Origin of the sequence: Leucobacter chironomi DSM 19883, assembly GCF_000421845.1 — a bacterium.
GTDB classification, from domain to species: domain Bacteria; phylum Actinomycetota; class Actinomycetes; order Actinomycetales; family Microbacteriaceae; genus Leucobacter; species Leucobacter chironomi.
Map to the genome: position 1 here is coordinate 259,511 of NZ_ATXU01000003.1, position 17,363 is coordinate 276,873.

16 protein-coding genes are annotated in these 17,363 nt (G+C 72.0%); 4 read left to right on the forward strand and 12 right to left on the reverse strand.

All coding sequences use genetic code 11. From position 1 onward, the window contains the following. Positions 1-89: 89 nt before the first annotated feature. The 5 genes from H629_RS0105010 to H629_RS0105030 form a co-directional block, all read right to left on the reverse strand. A complete protein-coding gene (locus tag H629_RS0105010) occupies positions 90-368 on the reverse strand; it encodes an HU family DNA-binding protein (protein ID WP_017884001.1) in 279 nt (92 codons plus the stop codon). A 283-nt stretch (positions 369-651) separates the two neighbouring features. Beyond that, entirely contained in the window at positions 652-957 is a 306-nt protein-coding gene (rpsN, locus tag H629_RS0105015; protein WP_024356208.1) for a 30S ribosomal protein S14, read from the reverse strand. 2 nt (positions 958-959) lie between these two features. Next, positions 960-1,127 (reverse strand): 50S ribosomal protein L33, encoded by a 168-nt coding sequence (gene rpmG / locus H629_RS0105020; protein ID WP_017884003.1) that lies wholly within the window; start codon positions 1,125-1,127, stop codon positions 960-962. Further along, positions 1,127-1,363 (reverse strand): 50S ribosomal protein L28, encoded by a 237-nt coding sequence (gene rpmB, locus H629_RS0105025; RefSeq protein ID WP_024356209.1) that lies wholly within the window; start codon positions 1,361-1,363, stop codon positions 1,127-1,129. Before rpmB ends, rpmG begins: the two co-directional genes overlap by 1 nt. Positions 1,364-1,595: 232 nt before the next feature. Further along, positions 1,596-2,876 (reverse strand): dicarboxylate/amino acid:cation symporter, encoded by a 1,281-nt coding sequence (locus H629_RS0105030; RefSeq protein WP_024356210.1) that lies wholly within the window; start codon positions 2,874-2,876, stop codon positions 1,596-1,598. 218 nt (positions 2,877-3,094) lie between these two features. On the opposite strand from H629_RS0105030, the gene H629_RS0105035 reads away from it, so the two are divergent. Together H629_RS0105035 and H629_RS0105045 are read left to right on the forward strand one after the other, a co-directional pair. Further along, positions 3,095-3,874: an SGNH/GDSL hydrolase family protein gene (locus H629_RS0105035; protein ID WP_024356211.1), complete on the forward strand. Its 780-nt coding sequence runs from the start codon at positions 3,095-3,097 to the stop codon at positions 3,872-3,874. Positions 3,875-4,103: 229 nt separating this feature from the next. Beyond that, positions 4,104-7,667, forward strand: coding sequence for an efflux RND transporter permease subunit (locus H629_RS0105045; RefSeq protein WP_029746586.1), 3,564 nt, complete (start codon positions 4,104-4,106; stop codon positions 7,665-7,667). Positions 7,668-7,836: 169 nt separating this feature from the next. Here H629_RS0105045 and H629_RS0105050 read toward each other — a convergent pair whose 3' ends face one another. The 5 genes from H629_RS0105050 to H629_RS0105070 form a co-directional block, all read right to left on the reverse strand. Further along, complete coding sequence (locus tag H629_RS0105050) at positions 7,837-8,247, reverse strand: Fur family transcriptional regulator (protein ID WP_024356212.1); 411 nt, start codon at positions 8,245-8,247, stop codon at positions 7,837-7,839. 77 nt (positions 8,248-8,324) lie between these two features. After that, the gene (locus H629_RS0105055; protein WP_024356213.1) at positions 8,325-9,155 is read right to left on the reverse strand and encodes a metal ABC transporter permease; all 831 of its coding nucleotides are present in this window, start codon (positions 9,153-9,155) and stop codon (positions 8,325-8,327) included. Continuing rightward, on the reverse strand, positions 9,152-10,213 hold the full coding sequence (locus H629_RS0105060; RefSeq protein WP_240471044.1) for a metal ABC transporter permease: 1,062 nt from the start codon (positions 10,211-10,213) through the stop codon (positions 9,152-9,154). Before H629_RS0105060 ends, H629_RS0105055 begins: the two co-directional genes overlap by 4 nt. After that, the gene (locus H629_RS0105065) at positions 10,213-11,016 is read right to left on the reverse strand and encodes a metal ABC transporter ATP-binding protein (protein ID WP_024356215.1); all 804 of its coding nucleotides are present in this window, start codon (positions 11,014-11,016) and stop codon (positions 10,213-10,215) included. The genes H629_RS0105060 and H629_RS0105065 overlap by 1 nt, the downstream gene beginning before the upstream one ends. After that, entirely contained in the window at positions 11,013-12,155 is a 1,143-nt protein-coding gene (locus tag H629_RS0105070; RefSeq protein WP_024356216.1) for a metal ABC transporter substrate-binding protein, read from the reverse strand. The genes H629_RS0105065 and H629_RS0105070 overlap by 4 nt, the downstream gene beginning before the upstream one ends. A gap of 153 nt (positions 12,156-12,308) precedes the next feature. Here H629_RS0105070 and H629_RS0105075 point away from each other — a divergent pair, with 153 nt between their 5' ends. Next, entirely contained in the window at positions 12,309-13,715 is a 1,407-nt protein-coding gene (locus H629_RS0105075) for an amidase (protein ID WP_024356217.1), read from the forward strand. 63 nt (positions 13,716-13,778) lie between these two features. Here the strand turns inward: H629_RS0105075 and H629_RS0105080 are convergent, their stop codons facing one another. Then, entirely contained in the window at positions 13,779-14,651 is an 873-nt protein-coding gene (locus tag H629_RS0105080; protein ID WP_029746588.1) for an inositol monophosphatase family protein, read from the reverse strand. Between the two features lie 197 nt (positions 14,652-14,848). On the opposite strand from H629_RS0105080, the gene H629_RS0105085 reads away from it, so the two are divergent. After that, entirely contained in the window at positions 14,849-15,916 is a 1,068-nt protein-coding gene (locus tag H629_RS0105085; protein ID WP_029746589.1) for an inositol-3-phosphate synthase, read from the forward strand. 100 nt (positions 15,917-16,016) lie between these two features. On the opposite strand, the gene H629_RS0105090 is transcribed toward H629_RS0105085, so the two are convergent. Beyond that, on the reverse strand, positions 16,017-17,285 hold the full coding sequence (locus tag H629_RS0105090) for a glycosyltransferase (RefSeq protein WP_024356220.1): 1,269 nt from the start codon (positions 17,283-17,285) through the stop codon (positions 16,017-16,019). Positions 17,286-17,363 lie beyond the last annotated feature (78 nt).

The following is a 17,363-nucleotide window of genomic DNA, read 5'->3' on the forward strand; positions in this document are numbered from 1 at the left end:
AAGCCGGGCGTCTCCTCGGCGAGGCTCCCGGAGACGCAGAAGACCCCGGCGGCGACGAGCGTCGGCCGGGGTCTTCCGAGGTGAAGAAGTTACTTCACGGCAGCCTTGAGCTTCGAGCCGACCGACACCTTGACGCGCTTGCCGGCGGGGATCTCGATGGTCTCGCCGGTGCGGGGGTTGCGGCCGGTGCGGGCAGCGGTGGTCGCGGTCTCGAAGGAGATCCAGCCCGGGATCGACACCTTGTCGCCACCGGCGACGGTCTCGGAGACGGCGGCGAAGAGGCCGTCGATCACGCTCGAAACGGCGGCCTGGCTCTGGCCGGTCTCGGCCGCGATCTTGGCAACGAGCTCAGTCTTGTTGAGTGCCATGTTGTGTCCTTCCAGGGCATCGACGCGAGGCGTCCGCCCCTGATCTGGTTCAGGTGTCCCCGCCCGGTGGGTGGGTCCGATCGGTTGATCGCGTACGAATCTACCCTAATTCGGCGGAATCCTGCGGATCTCGCGTCGTTTTCATCGCAGAAACCCCCAAAAAGGGAGCGGAATCCCAGGCTGCAGGTCCCGCAAACGCAAAGCGGGCGCGGATCCCTGAGGATCCGCGCCCGCTCGTCAGCCGGTGGCGTCCGCGTTCAGCGGCCGTACCGTCTGCAGCCTGTTACCAGGACGACTTGGTGATGCCGGGCAGCTCGCCGCGGTGCGCCATGTCCCGGAAGCGGACACGCGAAACGCCGAACTTCGACAGGACGCCGCGGGGGCGGCCGTCGATGACGTCGCGGCTGCGCACGCGCACCGGCGAAGCGTTGCGGGGCAGCTTCTGCAGGCCCACGCGGGCGGCCTCGCGGCTCTCATCGGTCCCGTTGGGGTCGATGAGGGCCTTCTTCAGCTCAGCGCGCTTCTCCGCGTAGCGGTCGACGATCGCCTGGCGCTGCTTGTTCTTCGCAATCATGCTCTTCTTCGCCATGATTAACGCTCCTCTCGGAACTCGACGTGCTTGCGGATGACCGGATCGTACTTCTTGAGCACGAGGCGGTCGGGGGTGTTGCGACGGTTCTTCTTCGTCACGTAGGTGAACCCGGTGCCCGCGGTCGAGCGGAGCTTGATGATCGGACGTACGTCCTTGTCCTTCGCCATTAGAACTTCACCCCACGCTTCTGCAGATCAGCCACGACGGACTCGATGCCACGGGCATCGATGACCTTGATGCCCTTGGCCGACAGGGTGAGGGTCACCTTGCGGCCGAGCGACGGCACGTAGTAGGTCTTCTTCTGGATGTTCGGATCGAACCGGCGCTTGGTGCGACGGTGCGAGTGCGAGATGTTGTGACCGAAGCCGGGAACGGCGCCGGTCACCTGGCACACTGCTGCCATGGTGTTTCCTCTCATACCGTGAGGCCGGACGGCCTCACCCAAGATTTCTTGTCTGCAGGAGCCCCGGCTTGACGAATCATTCCGGTCTCGAACCGAGCGGCTCCCGCGGTCTGCGCACTGGGACGGCGCACAGCCAAAGATCGAGTTTAGACGAGGATCGGCACTCGCGCAACACCCGGGCGTGTCGTGGCCGGGTGCCGCGGCGTCGGAGCGCGCGGCGGCGCCGCCCGGCTCAGCCCAGCGAGTGGCGCTGATCCACCGCGCCGTCGATCAGCTCGACGTCCTCATCGGAGTCCTGCTGGGCCTGCGCGCCGAGCCTGCCGCGCGTCAGCTTGTTCACGATCATCGCGATCGCGCCGTCGCCGGTCACGTTGGTCGCGGTGCCGAAGCTGTCGAGGGCGATGTAGGCCGCGAACATCAGGCCGACCTCCGCGTCCCCGAAGCCGAGCATCTGCACGAGCAGGCCCGCCGCGGCGGCGATGGCGCCGCCCGGCACACCGGGAGCGGCGACCATCATCACGCCGAGCATCAGGATGAAGGGGAAGTACCCCGCGAACGACACGTCTCCGCCGGTCAGCAGCAGCACCGCGATCGAGAAGCAGGTGATCTTCACCATCGATCCCGACAGGTGGATCGTGGCGCAGAGCGGCACGACGAAGCCGGCGACCGAGTCGGAGACGCCGTTCTTCTTCGTCGAGGCCAGGGTGACCGGGATCGTGGCCGCCGACGAGGAGGTGCCGAGCGCGGTGAAGTAGGCGTCGCGCATGTTCCAGAGCGCCCGCAGCGGGTTGGTGCCCGACATCGCGCCCGCCACGGCGTACTGCAGCAGCAGCACGACGAGCGTCAGCGCGAAGGAGACGAGCACGACGAGCAGGAACTTGCCGACGACCTCGAGCGCCGCGCCGCTCGCGGAGAGGTCCAGGAAGATGCCGAAGATGAAGAGGGGCAGGGCGGGCACGATGATGCGCCGGATCAGCGACTCGACGATCGTGCGGAACTCCACCGCGCCGCGGAACAGGACGCGGCTGCGGAACGCAGTGAGCCCGATGCCGACGACGAAGGCGAGCACGAGCGCGCTCATGACGTCGATCACCGGCGCCAGCACGATCTCGGTCGCCGCCCCGTCGGGCGCCGCCGTGACGCTGAAGTAGGGAGCGAAGCCCGAACCGCCCTCGTCGCCCAGCTCGCTCAGACCGCCGCCGGTCATCGACGCCGTGAACAGCCAGCGGCTCACGGCGTAGGCGAGCAGGCCCGCGATGATGGTCGAGCCGTAGGCGATGGCGGCCGTGATCCCGAGCCACTTGCCGGCGCCCGTGCCGAGCTCGGCGATCGCGGGCGTCACGAGGCCGAGGATGATGAGCGGCACCGCGAACCCCAGGAAGCCCGAGAAGATCGAGTTGTAGGTGAGGAACACGCCGCCGAGCCAGGCCGGCATCACCGGCCCGAGCAGGATGCCGAGCACGATCGCGATGACGATCCAGCCGAGCAGCGGGATGGAGCGGAGCAGTTTCATGGGATCCTTCAAGGCCGGTGACGGGCGGATCGCGCGGCGCTCGACGGCTCCGGCGAGGGCGCGCCCCGGCTCGGAGCGCTGCAGACAGTGTACGCATGCGAAGCGACCGCATCGGACCGGCTGTACGGCCCGGGCCCGGGGACCGGCCGCACGACCCCGCTGCCGGCCGGACCCGGAGGGACTGCCGGAGCGCACTGCAGCGGGCGTAGGCTGGAGCGGTGGACGAGCAGCAGGAGCGGGCCGCGATCCGCTACGTGGCGATCGGGGACAGCTTTACCGAGGGCGTCGGCGACGAACAGCCGGACGGTTCGGTGCGCGGCTGGGCCGATCTCGTGGCGCAGGGTCTCGCCGACGCCGCGGGCCGGCCGATCCAGTACGCGAACCTCGCGATCCGCGGCCGTCTCCTCGCCCCGATCATCGCCGAGCAGTTGGCTCCGGCGCTCGCTCTCGCCCCCACCCTCGTCACCTTCAACGGCGGCGGCAACGACATGCTGCGCCCGGGCACGGACATCGCCTGGATCAGCGCCGAGACCGAGCAGGCGCTGCGGCGCGTCATCGACGCGGGGGCCGAGCCGCTGCTGCTCGCCGGAGCGAACCCCACCGCCGGCCTGCCCGGCGGGGCACGCGTGCGCGCGAAGGGCGACGCGCTCGTGCGCGAGGCGCAGGGCATCGCCGCGCGGCTCGGCATCCGCTTCGCCGACAACTGGAGCGACCCCGAGCTCGCGAACCGGCAGTACTGGTCCCCCGACCGCCTGCACCTGGCGCCGGTCGGCCACCACCGCGTGGCCGCGAACGTGCTGCGCGCGCTCGACCGCCCCGCACCGATCGACTGGGTGCTCGACGCGGCGCCGGTCGCGGCACCCTCCCGGCGCGAGCAGCTGCGCTACACCCGCGAGCACGTCGTGCCGTGGGTGCGCCGCCGGCTCACCGGCCGGTCGAGCGGCGACGGCCGCACGGCCAAGTACGCCGAGTGGACCTGGATCACGCCGCGCGCCTGAATCGGCGGGCGCCGCGCGATCCGCGCCGCCCGCGGCGGCCTTCCGGGTTCCCCGAATCATCCTTCGGGATGAGCCGAAATAGTACCCGGGGACGATGCGGCGGCCCCTGCGACGCGGCAGGCTGGAAACATCGACCGAGCCGTGCGCGCAGCAGCCGCGGCGATCCGCCCGCAGCAGGCCCGGCGATGGCAGCCTCCCCTGCCCGGGCCCGCTCACATCGAAAGAGCACATGTCCTTTCTCACTCGCACCAGCCTGAAGAACCGCCTGATCGTGGGGCTCGCCACCGTCGCCGTCGCCGTGCTCGGCCTCATCTCGATGGGCTCGCTCAAGCAGGAGCTCATGCCCTCCATGCAGGTGCCGGCCGCGTTCGTGTCGGTGCAGTCGCCCGGCCTCGCCCCGGAGGAGATAGCCCGCACCGTCACCGAGCCGACCGAGCAGGCGCTGCGCGCGGTGCCCGGCGTGACCCGCGTCACCTCGACCACCGCGAGCGGATCCGCCGACATCACGGTCGAGTGGCCCTTCGAGGAAGGCGAGGAGGAGACGCTGCGCGCCATCCGCGCCGCCGCGGACTCCCTGAAGCCGGCGTTCCCGAGCGGCAGCGAGGTGCAGGTGTTCTCGGGCGGCGCCGACGACATGCCCGCGATGGTGCTGAGCGCCGGCACGACGGGCGACTCCGCCGCCTTCGCCGACGACCTCGCCCGCGAGGTCGTGCCGGCGCTGCAGGGCGTGAACGGCGTGCAGAAGGTGGAGCTCGCTGGGCGGCAGGAGCAGCGGATCCTCATCGCACTGCGCCCCGCCGACGTCGAGCGGCTGCAGATCGATCCCGCCCAGATCGCGCCCGCCCTGGAGGCCCGCGGCGCGGCGCTGCCCGCGGGGCAGGCGGCGTCGGAGCAGGGCGAGCTCTCCGTGACCGTGGGCAGCGGCCTCAGCACGGTGGAGGAGATCGCGGCCCTGCCCTTCACCACGACCGGCGCTGACGACGCCGTCGCCGTCGCCCACCTCTCCGACTTCGCCGATGTCACCACGGAGGCCGTGCCGGCCGACAGCATCTCTCGCGTCAATGGGAAGCCGGCACTCACCCTGCAGGTGTTCCCCGCGCACGGCGCCAACGTCGTCGACATCTCCCACGCCGTGACCGCCGAGCTCGACCGCGTCGCACCGGGCCTCAAGGCCGAGTTCGTCACCATCTTCGACCAGGCCCCCTACATCGAGCAGTCCATCCACGATCTCTCGGTCGAGGGCGGGCTCGGCCTGCTCTTCGCGGTGCTCGTGATCCTCGCCTTCCTCGGCTCGTGGCGCTCGACCGTGATCGCGGCGGTCTCGATCCCGCTGTCGCTCCTCATCACGCTCATCGGGCTGTGGTGGAGCGGCAACACGCTCAACATCCTCACCCTCGGCGCGCTCACCATCGCGATCGGCCGCGTGGTCGACGACTCGATCGTGGTGATCGAGAACATCAGCCGGCGCCGCGGCTCGGGGCCGCTCACCGTGGCCGGCGTGGTCGCCTCCGTGCGCCAGGTCGCGGGGGCCATCACCGCCTCGACCCTCACCACCGTCGCCGTCTTCCTGCCGATCGCGCTCGTCTCGGGTATCGCCGGGCAGCTCTTCCGGCCCTTCGCGGTCACCGTGACTATCGCGCTGCTCGCCTCGCTGCTCGTCGCCCTGACGATCGTGCCGGTGCTCGCCTACTGGTTCATGAATCGGCGCGGGCACGGTGCGCGCGCGGCGGGGACGCAGGATCCGGATCCGGAGCACGATGACGAGCTGGCCGAGACCCGCACCGCCCCCGACCGGCTGCAGCGAGCCCTCATGCCAGCCCTGACCGCGACCCGTCGGCACCCCGCGATCACGCTCATCGCCTCGACTCTCGTGCTCGTCGCGACCCTCGCAATGACCCCGTTCCTGCAGAGCGACTTCCTCGGCTCCTCCGGCAACGAGAGCCTGCAGCTCACGCAGACCCCGCCGCAGACCGGCGACGCCGAGCAGCTCGTCGCGGCCGCCGAACCCGTCGAGCGCGCGCTCGCCAAGGTGCCCGGCGTGCGCGACGTGATGACCTCGATCCCCGTGGGCGGCGGCAGCGCGGGCATGCCCACCGCGATCTCCTACGACGTGCAGCTCGAAGACGGCGCCGACGCGGAGACCGTCGGCGACGCCGTGGAGCGCGCCCTGGAGCGCGTGCCCGACGCCGGAGACGTGCAACTGCTCACCCAGGACGCCTTCGTCGGCGGCGCGGGCGGCGGCGGCATCGCCCTGCAGGTCCGCGGCAACGACCCCGCCGCGCTGCGCCAGGCCAGCGAGCTGCTGGAGGCCCAGCTCGGCGACTCGTCGAGCGTGCAGTCCGTGCGCAGCGAGCTCACGGGCGAGCAGCCCGTGGTGCGCGTGAAGCTCGACGAGGATCGCGCCGCGCTGCTCGGCTTCGACCGCGCCCTCGTGGCCGACGCCGTGCGTACCGCGCTCGAGGGCAAGACCGTCGGCCGCATGATGTTCGAGGGTCGCGAACGCGACATCGTGCTGCGCACCCCCGGCGCTGAGCGCACGGCCGAGCAGCTCGGCTCGCTGCTGCTGCCCGTCACCCCGCAGCAGACGGCGCAGGCCCAGAAGATCGCCGCCGACGCCCTCCAGGAGCGGGCCGAGGCGGAGGCCGAGACCCAGCGCGTGCGAGCCTCGGACGAGCTGGCGAAGCAGCTGAACGAGGCGGGTGCGCAGCGCGCGCAGCTCGTCGCCCAGCTGGGCGAGCTGAACTCGCAGCTCGCCCAGCTGCAGAGCCTGCCCGTCGTACCCGAACCGCAGCCGGACCCGGCCGACGAGGCCGCGCAGCGCGCCGCCCAGCAGCGCGCCGAGCAGCTGGCCGCGATCGAGGGCGCGATCGCCGGCGCCCGGAGCGGCATCGAGGGCATCGACGAGCAGATCTCGGCGCTGCGCCAGGCGCAGGCCGACGCGTCCGATCAGCTCGCGCAGCAGGAGCAGGCCGAGGCCGAGCAGAAGGCGGCGGCCCGCATCACCGGCACCGCGATCGCCCTCGCCGACATCGCCACCGTCGAGGAGGAGCTCACCGCCCCCACGATCACGCGCGCCGACGGCGAGCGCCAGGTCACGCTCACCGTCACGCCACGCAGCGGTCAGCTCGACGCCGCGAACGCCGCCGTCGAGCGCGCCATCGCCACCGCGCAGCTGCCGGCCGGCGTCAGCTTCGAGCTCGGCGGCGTCAGCGCCGAGCAGGACGAGGCCTTCGCGCAGCTCGGCGCCGCGATGCTCGCCGCCATCATGCTAGTGCTGCTGGTGATGGTCGCCACCTTCCGCAGCTTCCGCGGACCGCTGGTGCTGCTCATCTCGATCCCGTTCGCGGCGACGGGCGCGATCCTCGGCCTGCTGCTCACCGGCACCCCGCTGGGACTGCCCGCACTCATCGGCCTGCTCATGCTCATCGGCATCGTCGTCACGAACGCGATCGTGCTCATGGACCTCGTGAACCGCCTGCGCAGCGCGGGTGCCCCCCTCGAGGAGGCCGTCGAGCACGGCACCCGCCTGCGTCTGCGTCCGATTCTGATGACCGCGGCGGCCACCATCTTCGCGCTGGTGCCGATGTCGCTCGGTCTCACGGGCGGCGGGGTGTTCATCTCGCGCCCGCTCGCCATCGTGGTGATCGGCGGCCTCGTGTCGTCGACGCTGCTCACCCTGGTGCTCGTGCCGATCCTGTACACCCTCGTCGAGCGGCGCCGGGAGCGCGTGGCCCTGCGCCGGGCGCGACGCCGGGCGCAGCGGATCATCTCGCGGAGGAACCGGGCGGCGTGATCGCGGCCTCGGGTGTGTCTCGTGGATCGTTGCCGTTGCGAGCAGCGCCTGGGCGGGGTGCCTCGCAAGGCGGAGGAGGACGGTTTGCTGGATGTAAATCTGACAACGACAACGCAGCGAGGCGCCCCGAACAGGCGCGCGCAGTAGGCGAGGATCCGCGAGACACGCCCTAGTCGGAGGTCTCTTCGGCCCGTGCGCGGCAGCGCTCGCACAGGCCGAAGAGATCGACGACGTGCTCGATCTCGGTGAAGCCGTGCTCGGCCCCCACCTTGCGCGTCCACTCCTCGACCACGGTGGCGGAGAGTTCGCGGGTGTCGCCGCAGCTGCGGCAGATGAGGTGGTGGTGGTGCCCCGTCATCGTGCACGAGCGGAACAGGTTCTCACCCTCCGGCGACTGCAGGGAGTCGGCTTCGCCCGCTTCGGAGAGGCTCGCGAGCGCCCGGTACACGGTCGCGAGGCCGATCGTGGATCCGCCGTCCCGCAGTTCCTGATGCAGCTGCTGGGCGCTCACGAAACCGCGCGCACCGGCCAGCGCCGCACGCACCGCCTCGCGCTGCCACGTGTTCCGTTTCGGCTGCATGGCGCGCCTCCTCTCTCGAGCGGTCTCCCGCATCTGCCCTCCACCGTAGCGAAGTTCCTCCGGGCGGGACATCCCGCTCAGACCTCGTGCGGGCTCGGAGCCCTCGACCCCTGCGGCGCGGGCCGCGAGCGCAGGGAGCGGATCGCGACCGCCGCGAGGAACACCAGCGTCATCACGACACCCACGGATCCGCCCGCGGCGATGCCGAACTCGCGCGACGCCCACAGCCCGAGCAGACCGCCCGCGACCCCGAGCCCCGCCGCGATCGGCGGTATCCACTCGATCCGGTCGGTGAGCGCGCGCGCCGCCGCGGCCGGTCCGATGAGCACCGCGACCCCGAGGATCGCGCCCACCGCCGGCATCGCCACCACCACGGCCGCGGCCACCACACCGGCCACGACGAGCTCCACCGGCCAGGCCCGGAAGCCTGCGGCCGCGAACCCTACGGGGTCGAAGGTGTGGAACAGGATCCTGCGCCGCGTCATCGCGAGCACGGCCCCCGCGAGCAGCAGCACCGTCCCGGCCGCCGTCACATCGCCGACGGTCACTCCGAGCGGCGACCCGACGAGCAGCGCCTCGACCGGCACTCCGAGCCCCGGATTGAGGCTCGCCAGCAGCGTGCCCAGTGCGAATCCCAGCGAGAGCACCACGCCGCTCGCCACCTGACGCCCCTGCCCGGGGATGCGCGAGAGCAGCGTAATCACCAGCACGAGCAGCAGCGCGAACAGCGCCTGTCCGAGCAGCAGGTTCCACCCCAGCACCGCGAAGACGACGCCGCCTGGGAAGGTGGCGTGGCTCAGCGCGACCGCGAAGAACGAGCGGCGGCGCAGCACGATGAGCGTGCCCGCGAGGCCGGAGAGCAGGCCGAGCAGGGTGAGTTCGAGCGCGGCGAGCGCGAAATAGCTCATGCGCGCCCCCGGCCCGGTCTCTGGTCCTGGTCCGGCCGCCCCGCGTCTCGGGCCTCACCGATGTCTCGGGGCTCACCGATGTCTCGGGGCAACGCAGAGGGTTCGGTCCGAGACACGCGTGAGCTCCGAAGCACCGGCGTGCTGCGGCGCGCCAGTGCGCGCAGCAGCGCCGCCAGCAGGTATGCGGCGACGAGCAGCAGCACCACCACGGCGCCCGGCGACACGGTCGCACCGGCGCCCACCGACCACTCGAACGACAGCCAGAGCCCCGCGAAACCCGCCGCCAACGGCACGAGGATCGCGATCGGGATGAGCAGCGCGAAGCCGCGCGAGATCAGGCGGGCCGCCGCCATCGGCACCGTCAGCAGCGCCACCACCATGAGCACACCGAGCGCCTGCACGCCGGCCACCGTGAGCAGCGCCACCGCCGCCCCCAGCGCGAGATCGGTGCGCAGCGTGCGGAACCCCGCCGCCTCGAAGCCGGCGGGGTCGAAGGCGCGGAAGAGCTGCGCGCGGCGCGTGACGAGCACGATGAGGATCGCCGCGGCGGCGACCACCGCGATCTGCCAGAGCTGCGCCGACGTCACCGTGAGCAGGCGGCCGAAGAGCAGTTCCTGCAGCTGCGAGACGTACCCCTCCTGCCGTGAGACGAGCACCACGCCGAGGCTGAACAGGCCTGTGAGCACCACGGCGATCGCCGCGTCGGCCCCGATCCCGCGCCGCTCGATCACCGTGAACAGCACCGCCGCCAGCAGTGCCGCCACCACTGCGCCGGGCAGCACCCCGGCGACGCCGCCGAGCGCCGAGCCCACCACGAGCCCGGGGAACACCGCGTGCACCAGGCCGTCGCTCACGAACTCCAGCTCGCGGAAGCTGATGAACAGCCCCACCACGCCCGCTGCGACCGCGAGGATCGCGACCGTCACGAGCGCGCGCCACATGAACGGCAGCGCGAAGACCTCGACGGGCGAGACGGCTGCCAGCGGGGTCGCCGCGATCGCGTCGGCGAGTGGGCCGGTTCCGGCGGGCGCGAGCAGCCCCGCGAGCCGCGCCAGCACTACTCCGTCTCTCTCGTCGTCGTGACGGTGTGGTGGTCGAGCTCGACCGTGGTGTCCTGGAAGGCGTGCTGCACCGCGTCGAGCGTGAGCGCCTCGTCGAGCAGGCCGAACGCGGCCGGGTGGCCCGGCTGATCGGGGGCGTGCCCGCTCGCCAGCAGCAGCACATGCGTGCACGCCTGCTGCGCGATCTCCAGATCGTGCGTCGACACGATCACCGTGCGCCCCTCGTCGCGCAACTCGCGCACGAGGCGCAGCAGCGCATCGCGGTTCTCGCGGTCGAGGCCGTTGAACGGCTCATCGAGCAGCAGCAGCTCCGGATCGGACACGAGCGCCCGCGCCAGGATGCCGCGCTGCTGCTGGCCGCCGGAGAGCTCGCCGAAGCGGCGCCCCGCGAGCCCGTCGAGCCCGACGCGCTCCAAGGCCTCGGCCACCGCGGCACGTCCGGCGCGGCCGATCGGCTGCAGCGCGCCCCGCGAGCGGTACAGCCCCATGGTCACGACCTGGCGCAGGCTCACCGGCAGCGTCGTGTCGCGGGTGTCGGCCTGCGGCAGCGTGCCGATGCTGCGCCGCGCTCGATCCGGGGCGCCTCCCAGCACGCGCACACTGCCCGCTGTGAGATCCGACAGTCCCAGGATGCCGCGCAGCAGTGTCGACTTGCCGGAGCCGTTCGGGCCGATGAGTGCCACGGCCGCACCGCGCGGCACCTCGAAGGAGAGCCGTTCGACGCGCGTGACGCCGGCGTAGCCGAAGGCCGCGCCGTCGAGGACGAGCGCGGCTGCTGCTGCGGGGGATGCGGCGGTCATCCTTGCAGACTAGCGGGCAGCGGATCGGGGGTGACCCCCCACGCCTCCAGGATCACGCGCGTGTTGTGCACCGTGGCGCCGATGTAGGTGTCGGTGCCGGGGGCGCTGCCGCCCTCGGCACCTTCGCCGGGAGCACCGAGCGAGTCGGCGTAGAGGGACTCGGCGTCGACCACCTCGACGCCCGCTTCGGACGCGATCGCCTGCGCCAGCTTCGGGCTCATCGATGACTCGACGAAGACGGCCTTCACGCCGTGCTCCTTGATCGAGGCCACCAGCGCGTCGATGTCGGCCGCGCTCGGCTCGGCATTGTCCTCGAAGCTCGGCAGGATGGATCCCGCGAACGCGATGCCGTAGTCGTGCAGGTAGTAGCGCAGCGAGTCGTGGCCGCTCACGAGCACCCGATCCGCGGCGGGCACGCGCTCGAACTGCGCGGTGATCCAGGTGTCGAGCTCGCCGAGCTGCTGGAAGTACGCCTCGGCGCGCGCGGCGTAGTCGTCGGCGTGGGCCGGGTCGGCCTCGCCGAGGCCCGTGGCGATCTCCCGCACCATGCCGGAGGCGTTGCGGGGGCTGGTCCAGATGTGCGGGTTCACATCGCCGTGATCGTGGTCGGCGTGGCCCTCTTCGGCGTGGCCGCTCTCGGCCGCGGCCGCATCGGCCTCGTGGCTGTGCTCCTCGTCGGCGTGATCCTCGTCGGCGTGATCGTGATCATGATCGTGGGCCTCGCCGCCCTCGGCGGTGATCTCGCGCAGCAGTTCGGGATCGAGTCCGTCGGCCGCCGTGATGATGCGCCCGTCGAATCCCGACGCCTCGATGGCGCCGTCGATGAAGGTCTCGAGCCCCTCGCCGTTGACGATGAGCACATCGGCCTCGCCCAGGGCGAGCAGGTCGGCGGGAGTCGGGTCGAAGTGGTGAGCGGAGCCGCCGGGTGCGAGCAGCCCGGTGAGCTCGATGTCATCGCCGCCCACCTGGCCCGCGAAGTCGGTGAGCTGCGTGGTGGTCGCGACGACCCTGAGGCCGTCGGATCCGTCGCTTCCCTGAGCGGTTCCGGTGCAGGAGGTGAGCAGCAGGGCGGCGGCGAGCGCAGCCGCGCCGAGCGAGGCGATCTTGAGGGGGCTGTGAGTGCGTGAAGCGTGGGGCATGAGTGACTTTCTAGATGAGAACGAGTCTCACACTAACAGCTCTTGATAACCATTCGCAACAAGGGTGCTGAGCCGGGCAGCACCCGAGGACAGCGCGAGGGGCAGCACCGCAGGCCCCTACGGGAACCGCAGCACAGCGCCTAGAGTGGCGGCATGAGCGATTTCCCCGGCACCGCCCTCGAACTCCAGGCCGCCCTGCGCACGGGCGAACTCTCATCTCGCGCCGCCACCGAGCACTACCTCGACCGCATCGCCGAGCGGCCCGATCTCGGCGCCTTCGTCACGGTGACGGCCGAGCAGGCGCTCGCCGAAGCCGACGCGGCCGACGCCCGCTTCGCCGCACTCTCAGCCGAGGAGCGCGCGGTGCCCGGCGCCCTCCCCGCGCTGCACGGCCTGCCGCTCGCGCACAAGGACCTCGTCGAGGTCGCCGGAGCGCCGACCACCCGCGGCACGGCTGCCCTCCCGGCGCTCGTCGCCGAGCACGACCACGTGGGCGTCGCGGTGCTGCGCGCCGCGGGCTCGGTCTCGCTCGGCAAGACGCAGGTGCCCGAGCTGGGCCTCAACGCCTACTCGGAGAACCTCGTGGCGGCCCCGGCGCGCAACCCCCTCGATCCCGAACGCACGCCCGGCGGCTCGTCGGGCGGCAGCGCCGCTGCGGTCGCAGCGGGCCTGCTGCCCGTCGCGCCGGGCAGCGACGGCGGCGGGTCGATCCGGATCCCCGCCCTCGCCTGCGGACTCATCGGCCTGAAGCCCGGGCTCGGCACCGTGCCCACCGACGTGATCGGCGGACCGCTCGACGACTTCGGCGCGCCGAAGCTCGTGGTGAGCGGCCCCCTCGCGCGCACCGCCGAGGACGCCGCGCTGCTCTTCGACGCGATGACGGGCTCCCCCGCGCCCGCCCTCGCGGCGGTACGGGCGGCGGACGCGCTCACCGGCCTGCGCATCGGCATGAGCACGGCGTCGCCGTTCGAGTCGGCGCATCCGACCCCCATCTCCGCCGAGGCGCGCGCCGCCTACGAGGCCGCTGCGGCCGGCCTCATCGCGCGCGGCCACCACGTCGAGGAGGCCCGGTTCGCATACGATCCGCGCTACACCGAGGTCTTCACGAGCTGCTGGATGGCGGGGCTCTCGCTCCTCGGGCTGTCGCCCGAGGCCGAGGCGCGCCTCACCCCCTTCACCCGCGTGTTCCGCGAACGCGCCCTCGCGACGCCCCGCGAGACGCACCTCGCCGCGGCCGAGGCGCTGCGCGGCATCGCCGCCGGACTGCGCACCGAGTGGGCGCGCTACGACGTGGTGCTCACGCCGGGCCTCGCCACGCCTCCGCCCCGCATCGGAGCCTTCATGGACTTGGACGCCGACGCCGACTACCGCGCCCAGTGCGAGTGGACCCCGTTCACGTCGATGGTCAACGTCTCGGGCCTGCCGGCGGTCGCGGTGCCGACGCTCGCCGTGCCCGACCCGCACGGTGCCGGGCAGCTCTCGATGGGCGCGCAGCTCATCGGGCGTCCCGGCTCGGAGCCGCTGCTGCTGCAGCTCGCGGCGCAGCTCACCCGCGGCTGATACGCGCGGGGGTCGGGGATCCGGACCCGCGCCCCGTGACCGGCCCGCGGCCTCTCCCCGCCCTCAGGGGCGGCGGCTCTGCGTGCGCATGATCTCGTGCAGCAGCTCGAAATCGCCCCCGGCCACGGCGGCGTAGTAGTGCGGGCCGAGGTGGTCGCCCCGCTCGGGCAGGATCTCGCCGTGCGCGTAGGAGCGGTAGACGCCGCCGGCGCGGCGGATGATGAACGCCCCCGCTGCGACGTCCCACGGGTTCGTCTCGAAGGAGACGGTCGCGTCGAGCCATCCCGCCGCGATCCAGGCGAGCGCGATGCAGGTGCTGCCGAGCCCCCGCACCTGGGCGAAGGTGCGCGTCACCTCGGCGTACTGCTCGAGCGCCAGCTCCGGGAAGTGCACGAGATCCCTGGCGAGCGGGAAGTTCAGTGCGACGGTCGCGCGCGACGGTGCGGTCGATCCGGAACTCTGCAGCGGTCGGCAGCGCGCGAGCGCGTCCGCGGCGTCCACCGGCCGCTCGGCGAGGAAGGCGCCCCGATCGTCGGCCCAGAACAGCTGTCCGGCGACGGGGTCGTAGATCACCCCGGCGACCATCTCGCCGTCGACCGCGACCCCGATGCTCACCGCCCACATCGCGATGCCGCGCGCGAAGTTCGAGGTGCCGTCGATGGGGTCGAGGTACCAGGTGAGCGGCCCCGCCCCCGACGTCTCCCCCTCCTCCTCGCCCACGATGGCCGAGTCGGGGAAGCGTTCCAGGATCACGCCGCGGATATGGGCTTCGGCCGCGCGGTCGTAGCGGGTGACGACGTCGTGCATGTCGGTCTTGACGTCGAGGCCGAGGTCGCGCCCGCGGAATCCGTCGAGCGCGATCGCCCCCGCCTCGTGGGCGGCGCGGATCGCGGTTTCGACGACCATCCGCCCCTCGTGCAGGCCCGTATCGCTCATTCGGCGGCTCACCCCTCGTCCGGCGCCCGTCGGTGAGCGCGCTCCGCCCGTCAAGCCTACGCTTCGCGCAGCTTTTCGCTGATCTTCACGTTCGGATCGCTCCGCGTCATTTCGGGCCATTCAGCAACAGGAGTAAAATCGAAACTTGGTGCGCCCCGATGATACGGGGAAGAACAGCAGAGAAAGCAATTGGTGCTATGACGGTGAAGGTTGCCCTCGCGGGCGTCGGGAATTGCGTGAGCTCGCTCGTCCAGGGAGTCGAGTACTACCGGGACGCCGATGACAGCGCCCAGGTGCCGGGGTTGATGCACGTTCGGCTCGGCGGGTATCACGTCTCGGATCTCGAGTTCGTCGCCGCCTTCGAGGTGGACGCCGAGAAGGTGGGTGCGGATCTCAGTGAGGCCATCTGGGCCGGCCGCAACAACACCATCAAGTTCTCCGAGGTGCCGTCGCTCGGGGTGACCGTGCAGCGCGGTCCCACTCTCGACGGCCTCGGCGAGTACTACCGCGACGAGGTGACCGAGTCGCCCGCGGAGCCGGTGGACGTGGCGCAGGCGCTGCGCGACTCGGGCGCCGAGGTGCTCGCCTGCTACCTGCCCGTCGGCAGCGAGGAGGCCGTGAAGTTCTACGCGCAGGCCGCGCTCGACGCCGGCGTCGCGTTCGTGAACGCGGTGCCCGTGTTCGTGGCGAGCGACCCGGAGTGGGCGGCGAAGTTCGTCGAGGCGGGCCTGCCCATCGTCGGCGACGACATCAAGAGCCAGGTCGGCGCGACCATCACGCACCGCGTGCTCGCGCACCTCATGGAGAGCCGCGGCATCGCGCTCGACCACACGTACCAGCTCAACGTGGGCGGCAACATGGACTTCAAGAACATGCTGGAGCGCAACCGCCTGAAGTCGAAGAAGATCTCGAAGACGCAGGCGGTGACCTCGAACATCTCGGCGAACCTCGACGCCGACGACGTGCACATCGGCCCGAGCGATCACGTGCCGTGGCTGGAGGATCGCAAGTTCGCGTTCGTGCGCCTCGAGGGTCGCGGCTTCGGCGATGTGCCGATGAGCCTGGAGTACAAGCTCGAGGTGTGGGATTCCCCGAACTCGGCGGGCACCATGATCGATGCGATCCGCAGCGCGAAGGTCGCCCTCGACCTCGGTCAGGCGGGCCCGGTCGAGGCCGCTTCGGCGTACTTCATGAAGTCGCCGCCCGTGCAGAAGGCGGATCACGTGGCGCGCGAAGAGCTCGAAGCCTTCCTCGCCGAGAAGTAGGCGACGCGCTCACGCGCTGAGACCGCCCCGACCGCGTTCTGCGGTCGGGGCGGTCTGCGTTGCTCGGGCGGTCTGCGTTGTGCAGGCTGCCGGGGACCGCTCAGCCGCGGTGGGCGGACGCCTCGGGTGCTCGGGGCGCCTCGGGCGCCAGCAGCGCGCGGTAGGTGTCGAGCAGTCGCTCGGCCGAGGCCGCCCAGTTGTGGTCGAGGGCGTACGGACGGGCGCGGCGGGCGAGTTCGGCGATCCGCTGCGGATCGTCGAGCAGCGCGGAGAGCGCCGCGGCCCACGCTTGCGGATCGTCGCCCTGCACCAGCAGCCCCGTCTCGCCGTCGAGGACGGCCTCGCGCAGCCCGCCCGTGTCGCGCGCGATCACGGGCACGCCCGACGCCGAGGCTTCGAGGGCGACGAGCCCGAAGGTCTCGGAGTGCGATGGCACGAGCATCACGGTGGCGCGGCGCAGGCGCTCAGCGAGTTCCTCCCGCGGCAGGGCTCCCTCGAACAGGGTCGTACCGGCCATGCCGTGCCGGGCGACCGCCTCGTGCAGTGCGCGCACGTAGTCGTCGCCGTCGGGCGGGGCCGCACCGACGATGCGCAGGCTCGGACGCCGCTCGGGCGGCAGCGCGGCGACGGCCTCGATGGCGAGGTCGAAGCCCTTGAGGGGATGCAGACGGCCCACGAGGATCGCCTCGGGGCGCTCGCCTGCGCCGCGATCCGCGTCGTCGTGCTCTACCGCGCCGTGCGGTTCGGTGCACGGGTGGAACAGCTCGGTGTCGACGCCGAGGGGCACGACACGCACGCGCGCCGGGTCGCCGGCGAGCCGGTCGAGCACGGTGCGCCGCTCGGCCTCGCTCACGGCGATCACGAGATCGGCTTCGCGGGCGAGCCGCCGCTCCCCCGCCAGACGCCCCGGCGACTCGGGCCGCTCGCCGTCGGTGAGCGGCGACTCGGGGGGCGCCGCGATCGAGTGGTAGCTCTGCACGAGCGGGATCCCGGCGCTGCGCGCCACCGGCAGCGCCGCGATGCCCGAGAACCAGTGCTCGGCGTGCAGCAGGTCGACCGGGGCCTGCTGCACCGCTTCGCCGAGCCGCTCGCCGAACTGCGCCATCACCGCCTCGTGCTCGCCCTTCGCCAGCAGCCGCGCGGGGCCGGCGTCGATCTGCACGACCGCGAGCCCGGAGGCGAGCACGGTGCGGTGCGGTGTCGCGGGGTCGCTGCGGCGCGTGAAGATGGTCACCTCGTGCCCCGCGAGGGCGAGCGCGTCGGCCTGCGCCCGCACCACCACGTTCATGCCGCCGGCGTCCTTGGTGCCCGGCACGTCGAGGGGCGAGGTGTGCAGCATGACGAAGCCGATGCGGAGCGGAGCAGACATATCCCGAGGCTACCCTCCCCTGCCCCCTCACTTGCCCCCCAAACTTGCCCCCACACCCCTGCCCCCTTGCTTCTCCCC

Coding starts and splice junctions, on each gene's coding strand:
- H629_RS0105045 (WP_029746586.1), top strand. CDS start 4,104: ATGTCCTTTCTCACTCGCACCAGCCTGAAGAACCGCCTGATCGTGGGG.
- rpmG (WP_017884003.1), bottom strand. CDS start 1,127: ATGGCGAAGGACAAGGACGTACGTCCGATCATCAAGCTCCGCTCGACC.
- H629_RS0105075 (WP_024356217.1), top strand. CDS start 12,309: ATGAGCGATTTCCCCGGCACCGCCCTCGAACTCCAGGCCGCCCTGCGC.
- H629_RS0105055 (WP_024356213.1), bottom strand. CDS start 9,155: ATGAGCTATTTCGCGCTCGCCGCGCTCGAACTCACCCTGCTCGGCCTG.
- H629_RS0105090 (WP_024356220.1), bottom strand. CDS start 17,285: ATGTCTGCTCCGCTCCGCATCGGCTTCGTCATGCTGCACACCTCGCCC.
- H629_RS0105065 (WP_024356215.1), bottom strand. CDS start 11,016: ATGACCGCCGCATCCCCCGCAGCAGCAGCCGCGCTCGTCCTCGACGGC.
- H629_RS0105080 (WP_029746588.1), bottom strand. CDS start 14,651: ATGAGCGATACGGGCCTGCACGAGGGGCGGATGGTCGTCGAAACCGCG.
- H629_RS0105030 (WP_024356210.1), bottom strand. CDS start 2,876: ATGAAACTGCTCCGCTCCATCCCGCTGCTCGGCTGGATCGTCATCGCG.
- H629_RS0105085 (WP_029746589.1), top strand. CDS start 14,849: ATGACGGTGAAGGTTGCCCTCGCGGGCGTCGGGAATTGCGTGAGCTCG.
- rpmB (WP_024356209.1), bottom strand. CDS start 1,363: ATGGCAGCAGTGTGCCAGGTGACCGGCGCCGTTCCCGGCTTCGGTCAC.
- H629_RS0105050 (WP_024356212.1), bottom strand. CDS start 8,247: ATGCAGCCGAAACGGAACACGTGGCAGCGCGAGGCGGTGCGTGCGGCG.
- H629_RS0105010 (WP_017884001.1), bottom strand. CDS start 368: ATGGCACTCAACAAGACTGAGCTCGTTGCCAAGATCGCGGCCGAGACC.
- H629_RS0105070 (WP_024356216.1), bottom strand. CDS start 12,155: ATGCCCCACGCTTCACGCACTCACAGCCCCCTCAAGATCGCCTCGCTC.
- rpsN (WP_024356208.1), bottom strand. CDS start 957: ATGGCGAAGAAGAGCATGATTGCGAAGAACAAGCAGCGCCAGGCGATC.